The following is a 13,932-nucleotide window of genomic DNA, read 5'->3' as shown; positions in this document are numbered from 1 at the left end:
CCCGCTGAGACCTCAGCGGGGAGGCCCCGGCGGGACCGCCGGCCCCGAGGGGCCCGGGAGCTTGGGCTCGAAAGGTTTCCAGGCGCGCGACTCAGTCAGGATTGGCGCCCAGATCAGCAGATATCCGTTCGGTCCTTCCATTCCTTCTCACCTCCATCTCCACCGCCGCGCCTACCTCCCTCTTTCCCAGAGCGGCGAGCAGGTCGTGAACTCCGCCCAGCCTCTCCTCGCCGATGGCCAGGATGACGTCCCCGATGCGCAGCCCCGCGGCCTCCGCGGCGCTCCCTGGAAGCACGTCCGTGACGAACACCCCCAGGGTGTTGGGGAGCCTGAACTGGTAGGCGATGCGCGGAAGCACGTCTATGGCCACTATCCCCAGCCGGGGCCGCCGCACCGAACCGTGCTGTATGATCTGCTCGGACACCTTCTTTGCGAGATTGATAGGTATGGCAAAGCCGATTCCGTCGGCGTAGAGCACCTGTGCCGCCGTCAGCGCAATCACCCTTCCTGAAAGATCGACCAGGGGGCCTCCGCTGTTGCCGGGGTTCACCGGCGCGTCGGTCTGTATGACGCTCAGACCGTTCCCGCAGCTCATCCACAGGTTCCTGTGCAGCGAACTCACCACTCCCGACGTCACCGTTGGCCCGCCTGCCAGCCCCAGCGGGCTCCCTATCGCCAGGATGGGCTGCCCGACCCTCAGCGCGTCGGAATCGCCCAGCTCGGCCGGCGCCAGCTCCTTCGCGTCGGTCCCCAGCACCGCGATGTCAGTCCGCTCGTCGCTCCCGATGACCCTGGCCTCGTGGATGTTGCCGTTCCCCAGAACCACCACGATGCGCTCGGCCCCGGCGACGACATGATTGTTGGTGAGGATGTGCCCCCGGTCGTCCAGCACGATCCCGGAGCCCACCCCGGAACGCTGGAAGTACGGCCCCCGGCACCCTCCCCGGGCCCCCGTCGTCCGTACGCTGACGGTGCTCCCGGCGCCCTTCTCCACCGCGCTGATGTATATCCCTTCGATGTCCAACATGGCAATCGAGCCCATGATGCCCATGGCCGCACTTGTTGACCAGGTCCGCCGGGGACAGGTCACAGCCCTCGCCGTCGCCGATCCCTCTGGGTCTCACCTCAGCGCTGAACAAAACCAATAAGACTGCGTTAAACCTTCCCGGGGCGATGGTCTCCAAGAGAGTTCAGAGCATCAAGCCATCTGGTGTCAGGGAGATTTTCGAGATGGCCAGCAGGGACGCCATAAACCTCGGTCTGGGAGAATTGGACTTCGAGCCCCCCAGGGAGGCCAGGGAAGCGCTCAAGGAGGCGCTGGACCAGGACCGCAACAAGTACGGTCCGACCAAAGGCATCGACCCGCTCAGGGAACTGGTGGCGGGCAAGGTGCGCAAGTACTGCGAGGACGTCACGGCGGAAAATGTCATCATAACCGCGAGCGGCACCCAGGGGACCATGGCCACGTTCCAGACCCTGTTCGATCCCGGCGACGAGGTGCTGGTGCCCGAGCCCGGGTTCGTGCTGTACGAGCCGGACAGCGTGCTGGCGGATGCCAAGCCGGTGGCCTATCACCTCCTGGACGAGAAAGGGTTCCAGCCGGACATCGAGGGCATCAAGGAATCCATCACCCCCCGGACCAGGGGATTGGTGGTCAACTCGCCCTCCAACCCCACCGGCTCGGTGCTCACTCGCGAGAACTTCAAGGCCCTCGTGGACATCGCCCAGGACCATGACCTGTGGATCATCTCGGACGAGGTCTACGAGGACTTCATATACGAAGGGAAGCACCACTCCTTCAACGAGGTGCTGGAGGGGGCGGTGGTCCTGAACTCGTTCTCCAAGTCCTTCGCCGTCCCCGGCTGGAGGATCGGATACCTCACCGCGCCCCTCGATATCATCAACGACCTGGCCAAGATGCAGTATCACCTGGTAGCGTGCCCGCCCACCCCGCCGCAGTTCGCCATCGCCAAGGTGTTCCACGCTCAGGAAGAGTTCACCCGGGGCATCCTTCCCACCTTCGACCGCCGCAGGGTCACCATCACCAGGATGCTGAACGACATCAAGGGGTTCCACTGCCACCTGCCGGAAGGCGCGTTCTATGCCTTCCCCTCGTACGACCTGGACATTCCCTCCCGGGACCTTGCCAGGAAGCTGGTGGCCGCCGGCGTCATTTGCGCCCCCGGGACCGCTTTCGGCGACAGCGCGGAAGGCCACCTGCGCTTCTCCTACGCGGCGTCGGAGGCCAGCATCATCAAGGGATTGGACATCGTGAAGAAGGTGGTCGAGGGGCCGCAGTAATAAGGCCGGCGCCCCTGGACAAAGAGGAACTATATAGGCGCACGTCATTTATTCGAGGCGTCGGACGGGCGCCGCTGCTGGCGTCCGCCCCCTTGCCGTTCATACTCGGACCGAAAGTGGAGGTATCGCCCTTTGACCAGCACCAAGAAGCCCGCCAAGTCCAAGCCCGCCGCCAAGAGCGGGGCCGCGAAAACGCCCAAGAAGACCAAGAAAGCGCAGCCCGCGGTGCGGGACCTCCCCGCCCCCGAGGAGCTGGTGGAGGACCTCGAGACCATCGGGGAGGACCTGGACTCCATTGCCGAGGAGATGATCTTCGGCAAGAACCAGAACCGCACCTACGCGCTCCGCGATGTGTGGTTCTCCAGCCTCAAGGAGGTCATCATGGACAAGACCGTGCCCAAGGAGGCCCGGGAAGAGGTTCTCTTCCTCACCCTGACCAACGCCCTCCTGGACATGCTCATGGATGTGGTGCCCAAGGAGATGGCCATCGCTTTCGCCCGCAACCTCGACGACTACCTCGCGGTGACGCTGGTGAACAACCAGTACAACGTGGACCTGCTGAAGGCCTTCCAGGACGAGTTCACCGCCAAGATGGGCGAGAAGTTCGACACCGAGGGGGAGCTCATGGCGGCCCTGGGGGACTTCGAGGAGAAGTGGTGGAACAGCTCCCGGAAGGAGCTGAAGGGCCAGAGCCCCAACCAGGCCCTGGAAGAGATGTCAGAGAAATACTCTCTCTAAACCCCTTCCTGAACCCTTTGGAACGGCGAGGATATGCGTGACGACCTGAGGGCGACCGCGGTACTGTCAGCGGCGGCGTTCTTCGTGATGATGGGAGTCTCCATTATCTCCCCGGTCCTCCCGCTGTACGCCCTGAGCTTCGGGATATCCTACGCCCTGGTCGGCCTCCTTATCGCCGCCTTTGCGATCGCCCGCGTGGTGCTGGACATCCCCGCGGGCATGGTCGCTTCCCGCTTCGGGATGCGCCGGTTCATGCTTGCCGGCCTGTTCATCATCGCCATCTCCTCCCTCGTCGCCGGCCTGGCCCCCAACTTCGAGACCCTTCTGGCCGCCAGGATACTGGAGGGGGTGGGCTCGGCGATGTACACTACCACCTCCCTCACCATGGTGAGCATGCTGGCGCCGAGAGAGGCGAGGGGGCGGCACCTGTCCCTGTATATGAGCATGTTCCTTCTCGGCTCGGTGAGCGGCCCCGCGGTGGGCGGGGTGGTGGCGGGATCCTTCGGCCTGGCCGCGCCCTTCCTGGCCTACGGGCTATGCGGCGCGGTATCCTTCGTCATGGTGGCGCTGTGGATCGGGGAGCCTCCCGCCGTTCCCGGCGAAGCCAAGCAGGCCATCACCCTGAAGCAGCTGGGGCGGCTGCTGAAGCGGTACGACATAGTTTCCATCAACCTGGGGACCTTCGCGGTGTTCGTGACCCGCCAAGGGATCATGGGCACCATCATCCCCCTGTATGCCTTCAACAATCTGAGCATGGACGAGGTGGACTTGGGCATAGTGCTCACCCTGAGCGCGGTGGCCAACCTCTCCACCATGCTACTGGCCGGACGCCTGACCGATACATACGGCCGTAAGCCGTTCATGCTGAGCTCGCTCCTCATCACCGGCGTCCTGATAACGCTGTTCCCCCTGGCCGAGGACATGGTCGCCCTGGCCTTGATCCTAGTGGCCCTGGGCCTCGCCCTCGGCCTTACGGGCCCGATCGCCGCCTGGATCACCGACGTGACGGAACCGCGGGAGCTGGGAGGGGCCATGGGGTTGTTCCGCACCATCGGGGACCTCGGTTTCGTCATCGCCCCCATCGCCCTGGCCGCGCTGGCCGGGAACGTCGGCGCCCCGGTGTCCAGCTTACCGTTCGTGATAGCCGGCCTCGTCATAATTGCTATCAGCCTCCCCCTGATCAGGACCTCGGACCCCATCGCCCGCCAGGGCAGGGGCTCGGCCTAAGGTGTCGGGCCGAGCGGGCGATGCCAGCGGCATCGCGCGAACAAAAAGAACGCTTTTCAATAGCCGGAGGACTCGCGCCGCTCCAGGCGCTCCGGCGCCTTGTCGGCTCCCTCGTCCTCGTCGGAAAGGATGTCGTCCATCCCGCTCCTCAGGCGCTGCCACATGCGCAGGTCCAGGCGCGGGCGGGCCCCCTTGATGCGGCGGGCCTGGTTGGCCATGATGGTAAGGTATTTGGAATACCAGTCGGTCTCCTCGCCGGCTTCCACCGCGACCTCCTCGCCGCTCTGCTTAGACCGGGCGTACTGGTTGACCTCGCACAGCATTATCTCCCAGTGGGCGTCCTCGGAGGTATGCTGGATCATCTCCTTCAGCTTCCCTATGCCGGCCGCGTAATGGTCCTTGGCCTGTTTATGGTCCTCGAACACCATCCATTCGACCACTTGTCCGTTGAGTGTTGTGAGCACTGCGCTTCTATCTGACATGATATTGGTACCTCTGGACCTCTAACTATCCCCGTTTTCGCTAACTTGGGAACGGACCGTATATCAAACTTTTCCGTTCCCCTTCCTGATAATGCATAATTGGCCCCTTGAGGACGTGTGCCAGCTGAAAATAGGGGGAGAAACGGTTTAAATGGCAGTATGTGCATCATTCGGGGATGACCGTCGTCTCGGCCCCCGGCAAGATTATACTCATGGGGGAGCACGCCGTGGTTTTCGGCAAGCCCGCCATAGCTCTGGCCATAGGCATGAGGCTGCGGTGCGCCGCGGCGCCTTCCGCACACAGCACCGTTAACGGGGAGATCTTGACGGAGCGCAACAGCTCCTACATCATGGCTGCCATGAGGGGGCACTGGAGCGGGGGTCCGCTGTCCTTCGAGATCTCTTCGGACGTGCCGTCTGGATCCGGCCTGGGCTCCTCCGCGGCGGTCACAGTGGCCTCGCTGGGCGCCATGGCCAGCATGAACGGCCGCCTGGTCGAGGAGGACGTGGCCAGGAAGGCGTTCGACGTGGAATCCATCGTGCAGGGGCGCGCCAGCCCCATCGACACTTCCGTCTCTACGCACGGTCAGGGGATCTTCATCGATTCGCAAAAAGGTCCAGACCTGCTGTGGGAGATCTCCCGGGACACCCGGAGGTGGTTCGTCCACCACTGCGATGTGCCGGAGATGACCATGGTGATCGGGTTCACCGGGATACGCAAGCCCACCGGCCCCCTGGTGGCCAAAGTGAAGAGGTACGCCGACCACTCCTCCTTCGCCAGGGAGATCGTCGACGACATCGGCGCGCTCACACTGGAAGGCGCGGAGCGGCTGAGGAATAAGGACCTGGAGGCGCTGGGCCGGCTGATGACCAAGGACCACAACCTCCTCGCCATCCTGGGGGTGTCGTCCCCGGACCTCCAGAAGCTGGTGGACGCCTCGCTGCCGCACTCGTACGGGGCCAAGCTCACCGGCGCGGGGGGCGGGGGCAGCATGATAGCGCTGACGGACAAGCCGGACAAGGTCGCCGCAGCCATAGCCAGCAGGGGCGGGATACCGTACGTCGTGCACACCGGGGTGGACGGCGTCAGGGTTGATGGAGAATAAGAGGGAAAGAGATTGGAAAGGGGTTTGACCTTAGATCAGGTCCTCGAACTCCTTGACCAGGTCGGGGTAGCGGCCCTTCACCACTTCCAGGAGCGACTGGACGGAAAGTTTCTTCACGCCGACCTCGGACAGGGTGTGGACGATCTTGTCCAGCGCGTCGTCGGACAGGGTGACCATCTTCTCCTTGGCCATCCAGTTCCTCCACAGCTTGTTCTCCATGCGGTCCCTCCACAGGGTCTCGTACTCTTGAAGCACGTTCATGGAGAAATCCTTGGCCTGGACGCCCTTTGCCAGCACCTTCCCGGCGAACATGCCGGCCTGGCAGCTCATGGAGATGCCGCCCCCGGTGATGGGGTCGATCATGCGGGCCGAGTCGCCCACCAGGATGAGGTTGTCCATCGACACCGAGTCGAGCGGCGCGCAGATGGAAACGGCGCCGGCCACGGCCTCCAAGGGCTGACCCTTCTTCAGGCCGGGGTGCTTGGCGATGTACTTGTCGAGGTACATCTTGACATCGGCGACGTTCTTCACCTTGGACATCTGGACCCCGATGCCCACGTTGGCGGTGTCATCGTCCTTGGGGAACACCCACACGTACCCGCCGGGAGCGTCGGAGCCGAGCTGGAACAGGCAGAAGTCGGGATCGTAGTCGATGTTGGTCAGGCGGTACTGGTAGCAGGTATCTATGTCCGCGGCCTTCAGCGAGGTGTCGATGCCGGCCCAGCGGCCGATCTGGGACTCGTAGCCATCGGCGCCGACCACGCAGCCGGCCCTGATCTCCAAAGGCTCGCCATAGGACTCGCCCCTGATCCCCACGATCTTGCCCTCCTCCCTGATGAGGGAGGTGGCGGCGGTCTTGAGCATGATCTCCGCGCCGGCCCTGGCGGCATCGGCGGCGAGGGCCTTGTCGAACAGGACCCGGTCCACCACCCAGCCGACCTCGTTGCCGGCCTGGCTCTCGTCCACTACGAAGGTGTGCCCGGTGGGGGAGACGATGTGGGCGCCCTTTACCTCACGGGCGATCCATTTCTGGTCGACCTTGATGCCGACCTCGGGCATCCAGGCCTTGGATATCCCCTCGCCGCAGCGGACCGGGGACCCGATCTCCTGGCGCTTCTCGATCATGACCACGTCCACGCCGCCCTTGGCGGCCCACTTGGCGGTCATGCTGCCGGCGGGGCCGGCGCCCACGACGACCACGTCGCACTCGATCTTCTTCATCTCTTCTCCTCCAGCTCCAAGGCGCCGACCGGGCACAGCTTTACGCAGCGGCCGCAGCGGTTGCAGTCATCGTTGAACGTCAGGACGACATCGTTGAGGTAGATGGCGTTCTGGGGGCAGGAGCCCACGCAGGCCCCGCAGTGGTGGCATTTCTCGATAGACACGATCATTTTCATCCCTCTCAGGTATATTCGGCCCCTTTGGCCTTCCTCCATTCTTCCAGGGGGATGGAGAACTTCTTCTCGATCTCGGTGCGGTAGGTCGGTCCGCCGTTGTAGGCGCAGAAGGGAATGATCCTCCCATCCGGGACCACATAGTGAATGGCGCAGCGCTTCACCCGCTCGATATCATAGTTGTAGTCGTCCTGGAAGTGCATGGACGAGATGAGCATCATGCCCCACGAGAACTTGGCCAGGCCTTCTTTGGTGTTGTTGTTGAACACGTTGGTGAGCACCTGGATGAAGCTGTTGGTGGTGAGGCCCTCGGGCATCTTGCTCTCGTCCATGTGGCGCTTCAGTATGCTCCGGGCCTTGACCAGCGAGAGCTTGGGGAACGTGGCGCCCTCGGTCTTTTTGGACAGCTCGTACAGCTCGGCGAACAGGCCCTCCACGTCCACGAACTGGGTCAGCGGGATCACCGTGTTGTCGTCCTTGATGAACCAATAGGTGGCCATGCCGCAGTGGGGGTGGGTGGTGAAGGTCACCTTCTCCGCCCCCAGAATGGCGGAGGCGTAGGTGGATATCGGAACCACTACGGGGACAGGATACCAGTCCTCCTGGGTGGCGAACCCGGTCTGCTTCTCCACGTCCTTGACCAGGTCGGGTATGGTGTACCTCCCTTCCTCTCTCTCCTTCTGGTCGATGCGGCCGGTGAAGGCTACGGGCTGGAAGTTGACGCCCCTCACCACATCGCGGTTCTTGACGGCGAAGCGGATGATGTCGCCGATCTGGTGGTCGTTGAAGCCCCGGACCAGGGTGGGCACCAGCACTACCGAGGGGCGGTGCGCCTCCATCTTGCGGATGTTCTCGATGGCCTGCATCTTGACGTCCAGCATGGACCGTCCCCTGACCTTCTTGTAAATCTCATCGTCCAGCCCGTCGAACTGCAGATAGACGGTGTTCAGGCCTGCCTCGGCGGCCTTCTTAATGAACTCGGGGTCCTTGGCGATCTCTATGCCATTGGTGGCGACCTGGATCTGGGCGAACTTGAGCTCCTTGGCCTTCTTGACGACATCGAAGAAGCGCGGGTAGATGGTCGGCTCCCCGCCGGAGAACTGCACCGCGGTGCAGGGGACCGGCTTCTCGGCCCTCAGGGTCTCCAGCATCTTGACGACCTCATCGTAGCTCGGCTCGTAGACATAGCCGGCCTGGTTGGCGTTGGCGAAGCAGATGGGGCATCTCATGTTGCATCGGTTGGTGAGGTCCAGGTTCGCCAGGACGGTGTGGCTGGTGTGCAGGTTGCACAGCCCGCAGTTGTCCGGACAGGTCTTGGCGTCCTTGATGAGACAGTTGCTGACCCCCGTGCCGTCATAGGCGAACTTCTCCGCTTTGAGGTACAGGCCCACATCTGACCAGTAAACGTCGGTGACCTTTCCGTGCTCAGGGCAGGTCTTCTCGATGAGGACCTTCCCCTCGGACTCGAAGATGCGGCCTGGCACTATTTTCTTGCATTCAGGGCAAAGGGACTGCGTATCCTTGGGCAATCCTTTCTTGAGCGCACTCTCTTTGACTATCATACGAGTGTCATCCCGTTGGGAGCGGACTCTCCTAGGATAATTTAATACTATTGTAGCATATGGAGCTACAAATGGAACATAACGAGCTTTTGGACGCTCTGCGTCTGGACCGTGTGAACATGACACAGGCGCGGCAGGAGATACAGTCGCTCCTGATGAGGATGGGGCTGTCTAGCTACGAGGCCAAGGCCTACCTCGCCCTGGTGATGCGCTCCCATGGGTCAGCGGAGGAGATCGCCGAGGCTGCGGGGATACCTAGGACCTCGGCGTACAAGGTCCTCACCTCCCTCCGGGTCAAGGCCTTCGCCACCACTGGGGGAGGGCGCCCCGCGGTGTTCTATCCCGTTCCCCCGAGGGACATCCGGGACCGCACCGTTGCCGAGCTCGACCAGGCGTTCGAGAAGATAGAGGCGCTCAAGGGACTGCTGTCGGAAAGAGGCACTCCCCAGCTGATCTACACCATCACCGGCAAGGACAAAGTCCTCGCCAAGATGGGGGAGATGATCGATGTCGCCAAGGAGACCCTGTTCATCTCCTCCCCGGTAATGCGGGAGATCCTCGGCGCCCACTCCGCCAGGCTCGCCCGCGCCATGAACCGCGGCGTCAAGATAACGGTGGTGGCGGAGCCATCCGCCAAAGTGCCCGAGGCCACTGAGGTTTTCAGGAAGCAGGACCTTTTCGCCACGGACGCCATCACGGACGGCGAGCTGGCCATGCTGGCGTCACCCGACCTCACCATATGCGGCTATTCCGACAACCAGTTCCTGGTGACGTACTTCGAGCACTTCTTCCACATGTCCCTGGGAATCGAATCGTGAGGAATGACCTGCCCCCTCCGCGCTGCCGCGATGTAGTATGCAGTTAGTTCAAGGCCTTTTTATCCTCCCGGCCGTGACATCTTCCGATGTTAGCGAAGCGGAGCGGGCTGAGGAAGGGGCGTTGCGGACGAGCGAACGGAACCGACGGCAGCATGCCATTCTCCCTGGTGGCGGTGCTCCTGCTGGTACTGTCTTCGATCAGCGTAGTCATAATCTTCTCCTACAACGATTCCCATGAGGACGCCCGCCTCCCCGTCGAAACGATCCAGAGGATGAAGGAGACCGCCGCGGCCGCCTGCGAGGACGTCAAAAGGAGCGCCTACTCGGCGGCCCTGGACGCCATCCGGGAGACCAGGGACCTGGACGAGGCCTTGCTGTCCCAGAGGTTCAGCGAGGCGTTCAACGCTGCCCTGAACGAGAGCTATCCTGATGATTCGGGCAGGTTCCGCGTCGCAATGCACCTGAACAACGTCACCCTCAAGTTCATGCAGGCCAGCCTGGCGGATGCTTACATCGCCTATGGCGGGGATACCGATATAGGAGGGAGAGTGAGTCTCCCGGCCTTCTTCGCTCTGTCAGGCGGCTTCGTGCTCAACGTGTCCAACCACCACGGTCGCATCTTGTTCGGGCAGGATATCGACCAGGACATCTACCTTCCCCTGCCCTTCCTCTTCGACCGCCTGGCCCGCCTGACCTCCTCCGCCGCTCCGCTGGGCGACCTGCAGAACATGGTAGGCTACATGCTCTCCGCGCTGGCCCAGGAGCGCGTTCTGATGGGGTACGGTATAGGCGCTCAGGTGGGAGCGCGGAGCACCGAGGCTGTACTGTCGGATGAGGACGTGGTGCGGGCGGTGAACCTGGCTATCGTCATTGAGGAACTGCGGATCTTCCGCTCTGCCGACGAGGCCGCCTTGGCGGAGTTCCCGGAGCTGCAGGAGGCGCTCGATGGCGACCTCAAGAACGGACTGGACCCCGCGGACCTGTTCCTCAGCACCTACGGCGACGGCGAGATCGACCTCGCTCCCCTGGTATCTCAGGCCATCCTCACGGTCATGGACCGGATGATATTCTCCGCGCTGGATTATTTTCACGTAATAGATATAACGAATTTTGCGGAGGATGCGGTCGAGGGGTTCATCTGGGGCGTCTGGGACCTTGCTGATTTCATCACCGGAGGGGACAGCGCGCAGGACGACATCATGAACTACATCTCCGAGGTCATGGAGGAGGCGGGGTACCCGGAGGCCAAGTATCGCTGGTTCAACTACGGGAGCGGTAACGCCCTCATAACCCTCCCCGAGTTCGAGCTCACCTTATTCGACGAGAATAACAATAGGTACTACCAGACCTTCGGGGGGACCTACGCGATCGATTTCCCCGACGTCGATGTCTTCGCGTCCGAAGCATGGGGGGAGTTCTATCGCCAATATATCTCCAGCACTTATTGGCTGGTCCGCGAGGTCAGGGAGTTCATTGCCGAGGTGGCCGAGGCGGTGGCCACCCACTGCACCCTCAGCCCCGCGGGCCTGGTCCTCGACCCCTCTGACGGCAGGGGGTTCATGGAAGAGATGGCCGCCCAGATCATGAGGTCCTTCCGGGAGAACCCTGACTGGCTGAGGCCGGCCATGGACCACGTCAAAAGCATCGAGGCCTCCCGCGACGATCTGGCCGTGGCAGCCGCTGAGTTCATGGACCGTCACTGGACGGAGGTCCTGTGCATGAACTGGTCCGTCCGCTACGGGGCGCAGGAACTGAGCAAGGTCCTGGTCAAGCAGATCGACCGGTACCCCGAACTCTCGGAGGCGTCGAGGGAGAAGGCCAGGCTCGCCATCGAAATGGGGCTGAGGCACCCCGCATGGGGCCTGGACATCATAGAGGGTGCCTTCACCGATCGGGCCCAGAGCAAGGTCCTGGCCCCCTTCCAGTATGCCATGGAAAGGAAGACCGACACGGGCTTCTTCGAGAACCTCGTGGTGAAGGCCATTTCCTACGGGGCGGCCAATATCCCGGGGATCGAGGCCGTCATCACTTGCAGCATGACGAAAATGGTCGGCGATATGAGCACGGCGGCCCAGATGTGGGGCGGGAAGATCAACGTCCCGCTGGGCCAGGAAGGGTTCCAGCTGGTCTCCCGGAACGGGATGGAGCGGACCGAACACCTTCAGGTCATCTCGGACCTCCTATCTCTCTCCACCGACGGCGTCAACGGTCTATCGGTGGCGATAACCCGGCCCTGGGACTACGACCGGGCCGACACCGCTTGCCCCAACCGCCACGTCACCGACCTCGGCAATCTGACCTTTTCGCCGTACCTCACTCAATGGGAGGTATCGTACCAAGGCTCGGTCCGCGTGACCCTGAGCGTCGCCGCGGGGAGCTTCGACGGCGCCGCCATCGCTGACGTCCCCTGCGCCATGGACATAACGGTGGCCGGCCAGCTCATCGTGGTCACCAGCAGCGCCTGGGGCCTCACCGGCGTCGACTATCGCCCCACCGCCACGCTGCTGGGGGACATCGTCAAGTTCATCACCAAGGCCTGGGACTTCATGGTGTCGGGCGCGCAGATAATCTCTGGCATGGCCAGCCGGGCCTTCAATATCTTCGCCCAGATGCTCACGGTAACCCTCACCACCGCGGTCAGGCCGCTGGAGGCCCTTAACGACCTTCTCATGGCCGGGGTGGACGCGCTGGAGCGGCTCATCACCGGGACGCTGAACGGTCTCATCGGCGCCATCGCCGACGTCACACAGTCGGTGCTGGGAGGCACCACCGTCCGCCTGAGCCTCTTCGGCATCGCCGCATCGCTGGTCATCGCACCCCGGGACTCGGCGCTGGCGGAGATCGACGACCAGATCCGGATCGACGCCTCACTGTCCTCCTTCGGCGCCCTCATAACCTCCTCGCTGCGCGTACTCAAGCTCGCGGACGGCTCGCACACCATCCTGGGGAACGTGGCCATGAGCAGGGATGACTGGAGGATCGAGATCATAGTCGATCCCCTGATGAAGGTCTATTCCCACATGGTGGAGGCGAGGGGGTTCTCCGGCGACAGGGTCATCGAGCTGGTCCTTCCGGAGGTCCGGCGGGAGCAGAAGGTCTCGGTGGCGCTGAGCGATATTCCCGGGCTGGGGGAGCTTCTGAAGCTGATCCCCAGCCCGGTCCCCGGCGCCAAGTTCCACATTGACGGCGGCATCGAGGTCTCGTTCAACCTTCTGAGCAAGAGCGCCATCATGATCAATGAGTTCGAGCAGAACCCCGCTGGTGAGGACCGCTCCAAAGAGAAGGTGGAGCTGTTCAACCCTACCGATAGACCGATCGATCTGAGCGGATGGTCCCTGGTGACCTCGCACGGCAACGTGCGGAACGACCTCCTTTCCAACGTGGTCATCCCTGCCCGCGGCTACTATGTGTACACGTTCTCCGGCCAGGCCCTCGACAACGGGGGCGGGCAAGGGTTCCCACTACAGGAGTCCCTGGCCCTGCTGGACCCTTCCGGGAAGCGGGTGGACTCGGCCCCCTGGGTCAAGGACCTCGCTGATGACGGGAGGACCTGGCAGCGCGCCTACGACGGTTCCGGCACTTGGGAGTTCAAGCAGGGGACCTTGGGCCGCTCCAACGGGGGCGTGCTGTTCCGCGAGCTAGACACCAGCGGTCTGGGGTCCATGCTCACGGCATCGTTCCAGGACGCCTTCTGGTCCACGCCCGCCGCGGTCCCCGACGCCCGGACCGTGGAAGACCTCTTCCGGACCGCCCTGTCCTCCCTCCGGGAGAAGATGCTCGACGCGGTGGGTGACGCGGTGTCATCGGTGAAGATATTCCTCCGCTTCGGCCTCGAGGATTACTCCGGCAGCCTGGGTGCGGGGGTCGGCCTCGCCCTGGTCGCGGACGGGAAGGCCGTGAGGGAATGCTTCGCGTGGGCCGCCGACGCGGTGGGACAGATGCTATGCGACCCCCTGAACCCCCTGGGGGCGATGAAGAGGGTCCCGGTGCCGGCGGACGCGCTGGGAGAGCATGTCTTCATCCAGTTCGCGGCCTATCTCAGTGTGGGCGCGCCGGGCGTGATCGAGGCAGTGGCCGGCGAGACCGAAATGAAGGCCGCCGTCACCATCGGCTGCAGCCTGGGCGTCCTCGGCGTAGGGAGCGGCGGCGGCACAATAAGGTTCGGCATGGTGATCTCCGACCTCCCGGGGCCCCGGATCAAAACAGGGGCGTTCTCGGCCTCGGACAGCGTAAGCGTCTGGATGCTCAAGGGGACGATAACGAAGGCCTGACCAGCTCGTCCATGATAAGTTCATCTACATGGC

Annotated in this window: 11 protein-coding genes; 6 read left to right on the top strand and 5 right to left on the bottom strand. The window is 63.2% G+C overall.

Going from position 1 to position 13,932, the window contains the following annotated elements; genetic code table 11:
* Window positions 1-91: 91 nt before the first annotated feature.
* The gene (locus WYS_RS06355) at window positions 92-1,027 is read right to left on the bottom strand and encodes a S1C family serine protease (protein WP_019177334.1); all 936 of its coding nucleotides are present in this window, start codon (window positions 1,025-1,027) and stop codon (window positions 92-94) included.
* 146 nt (window positions 1,028-1,173) lie between these two features.
* Here WYS_RS06355 and WYS_RS06350 point away from each other — a divergent pair, with 146 nt between their 5' ends.
* From WYS_RS06350 to WYS_RS06340, 3 genes are all read left to right on the top strand, one after another.
* Window positions 1,174-2,301 (top strand): pyridoxal phosphate-dependent aminotransferase, encoded by a 1,128-nt coding sequence (locus tag WYS_RS06350; RefSeq protein ID WP_019177332.1) that lies wholly within the window; start codon window positions 1,174-1,176, stop codon window positions 2,299-2,301.
* Window positions 2,302-2,433: 132 nt separating this feature from the next.
* On the top strand, window positions 2,434-3,039 hold the full coding sequence (locus tag WYS_RS06345) for a hypothetical protein (RefSeq protein WP_019177331.1): 606 nt from the start codon (window positions 2,434-2,436) through the stop codon (window positions 3,037-3,039).
* Window positions 3,040-3,072: 33 nt separating this feature from the next.
* The gene (locus WYS_RS06340) at window positions 3,073-4,266 is read left to right on the top strand and encodes an MFS transporter (protein WP_019177330.1); all 1,194 of its coding nucleotides are present in this window, start codon (window positions 3,073-3,075) and stop codon (window positions 4,264-4,266) included.
* Window positions 4,267-4,322: 56 nt separating this feature from the next.
* Here the strand turns inward: WYS_RS06340 and WYS_RS06335 are convergent, their stop codons facing one another.
* Entirely contained in the window at window positions 4,323-4,748 is a 426-nt protein-coding gene (locus WYS_RS06335) for a hypothetical protein (RefSeq protein WP_147654462.1), read from the bottom strand.
* A gap of 176 nt (window positions 4,749-4,924) precedes the next feature.
* On the opposite strand from WYS_RS06335, the gene mvk reads away from it, so the two are divergent.
* Complete coding sequence (gene mvk, locus WYS_RS06330; RefSeq protein WP_019177328.1) at window positions 4,925-5,854, top strand: mevalonate kinase; 930 nt, start codon at window positions 4,925-4,927, stop codon at window positions 5,852-5,854.
* A 30-nt stretch (window positions 5,855-5,884) separates the two neighbouring features.
* Here the strand turns inward: mvk and WYS_RS06325 are convergent, their stop codons facing one another.
* The 3 genes from WYS_RS06325 to tes are packed head-to-tail and all read right to left on the bottom strand — an operon-like array spanning window position 5,885 to window position 8,810.
* Window positions 5,885-7,075, bottom strand: coding sequence for an NAD(P)/FAD-dependent oxidoreductase (locus WYS_RS06325; protein WP_019177327.1), 1,191 nt, complete (start codon window positions 7,073-7,075; stop codon window positions 5,885-5,887).
* Window positions 7,072-7,245: a DUF362 domain-containing protein gene (locus tag WYS_RS06320; protein WP_019177326.1), complete on the bottom strand. Its 174-nt coding sequence runs from the start codon at window positions 7,243-7,245 to the stop codon at window positions 7,072-7,074. The genes WYS_RS06325 and WYS_RS06320 overlap by 4 nt, the downstream gene beginning before the upstream one ends.
* 11 nt (window positions 7,246-7,256) lie before the next feature.
* The gene (gene tes, locus WYS_RS06315) at window positions 7,257-8,810 is read right to left on the bottom strand and encodes a tetraether lipid synthase Tes (protein ID WP_026068867.1); all 1,554 of its coding nucleotides are present in this window, start codon (window positions 8,808-8,810) and stop codon (window positions 7,257-7,259) included.
* Window positions 8,811-8,881: 71 nt separating this feature from the next.
* Between tes and WYS_RS06310 the strand changes: the two genes are divergently transcribed.
* Window positions 8,882-9,628: a TrmB family transcriptional regulator gene (locus WYS_RS06310; RefSeq protein WP_019177324.1), complete on the top strand. Its 747-nt coding sequence runs from the start codon at window positions 8,882-8,884 to the stop codon at window positions 9,626-9,628.
* Between the two features lie 86 nt (window positions 9,629-9,714).
* Window positions 9,715-13,899, top strand: coding sequence for a lamin tail domain-containing protein (locus WYS_RS06305; protein ID WP_019177323.1), 4,185 nt, complete (start codon window positions 9,715-9,717; stop codon window positions 13,897-13,899).
* Window positions 13,900-13,932: the final 33 nt, after the last annotated feature.

Origin of the sequence: Methanomassiliicoccus luminyensis B10 (assembly GCF_000308215.1) — an archaeon.
Lineage (GTDB): Archaea > Thermoplasmatota > Thermoplasmata > Methanomassiliicoccales > Methanomassiliicoccaceae > Methanomassiliicoccus > Methanomassiliicoccus luminyensis.
This window is presented reverse-complemented; position numbering and strand designations above follow the sequence as displayed.

What these genes read in the sequence shown, in the direction of transcription:
- mvk (WP_019177328.1), top strand. Translation starts at nt 4,925, where the DNA reads ATGACCGTCGTCTCGGCCCCCGGCAAGATTATACTCATGGGGGAGCAC.
- WYS_RS06350 (WP_019177332.1), top strand. Translation starts at nt 1,174, where the DNA reads ATGGTCTCCAAGAGAGTTCAGAGCATCAAGCCATCTGGTGTCAGGGAG.
- WYS_RS06305 (WP_019177323.1), top strand. Translation starts at nt 9,715, where the DNA reads ATGTTAGCGAAGCGGAGCGGGCTGAGGAAGGGGCGTTGCGGACGAGCG.
- WYS_RS06325 (WP_019177327.1), bottom strand. Translation starts at nt 7,075, where the DNA reads ATGAAGAAGATCGAGTGCGACGTGGTCGTCGTGGGCGCCGGCCCCGCC.
- WYS_RS06310 (WP_019177324.1), top strand. Translation starts at nt 8,882, where the DNA reads ATGGAACATAACGAGCTTTTGGACGCTCTGCGTCTGGACCGTGTGAAC.
- WYS_RS06340 (WP_019177330.1), top strand. Translation starts at nt 3,073, where the DNA reads ATGCGTGACGACCTGAGGGCGACCGCGGTACTGTCAGCGGCGGCGTTC.
- WYS_RS06335 (WP_147654462.1), bottom strand. Translation starts at nt 4,748, where the DNA reads ATGTCAGATAGAAGCGCAGTGCTCACAACACTCAACGGACAAGTGGTC.
- WYS_RS06355 (WP_019177334.1), bottom strand. Translation starts at nt 1,027, where the DNA reads ATGTTGGACATCGAAGGGATATACATCAGCGCGGTGGAGAAGGGCGCC.
- tes (WP_026068867.1), bottom strand. Translation starts at nt 8,810, where the DNA reads ATGATAGTCAAAGAGAGTGCGCTCAAGAAAGGATTGCCCAAGGATACG.
- WYS_RS06320 (WP_019177326.1), bottom strand. Translation starts at nt 7,245, where the DNA reads ATGATCGTGTCTATCGAGAAATGCCACCACTGCGGGGCCTGCGTGGGC.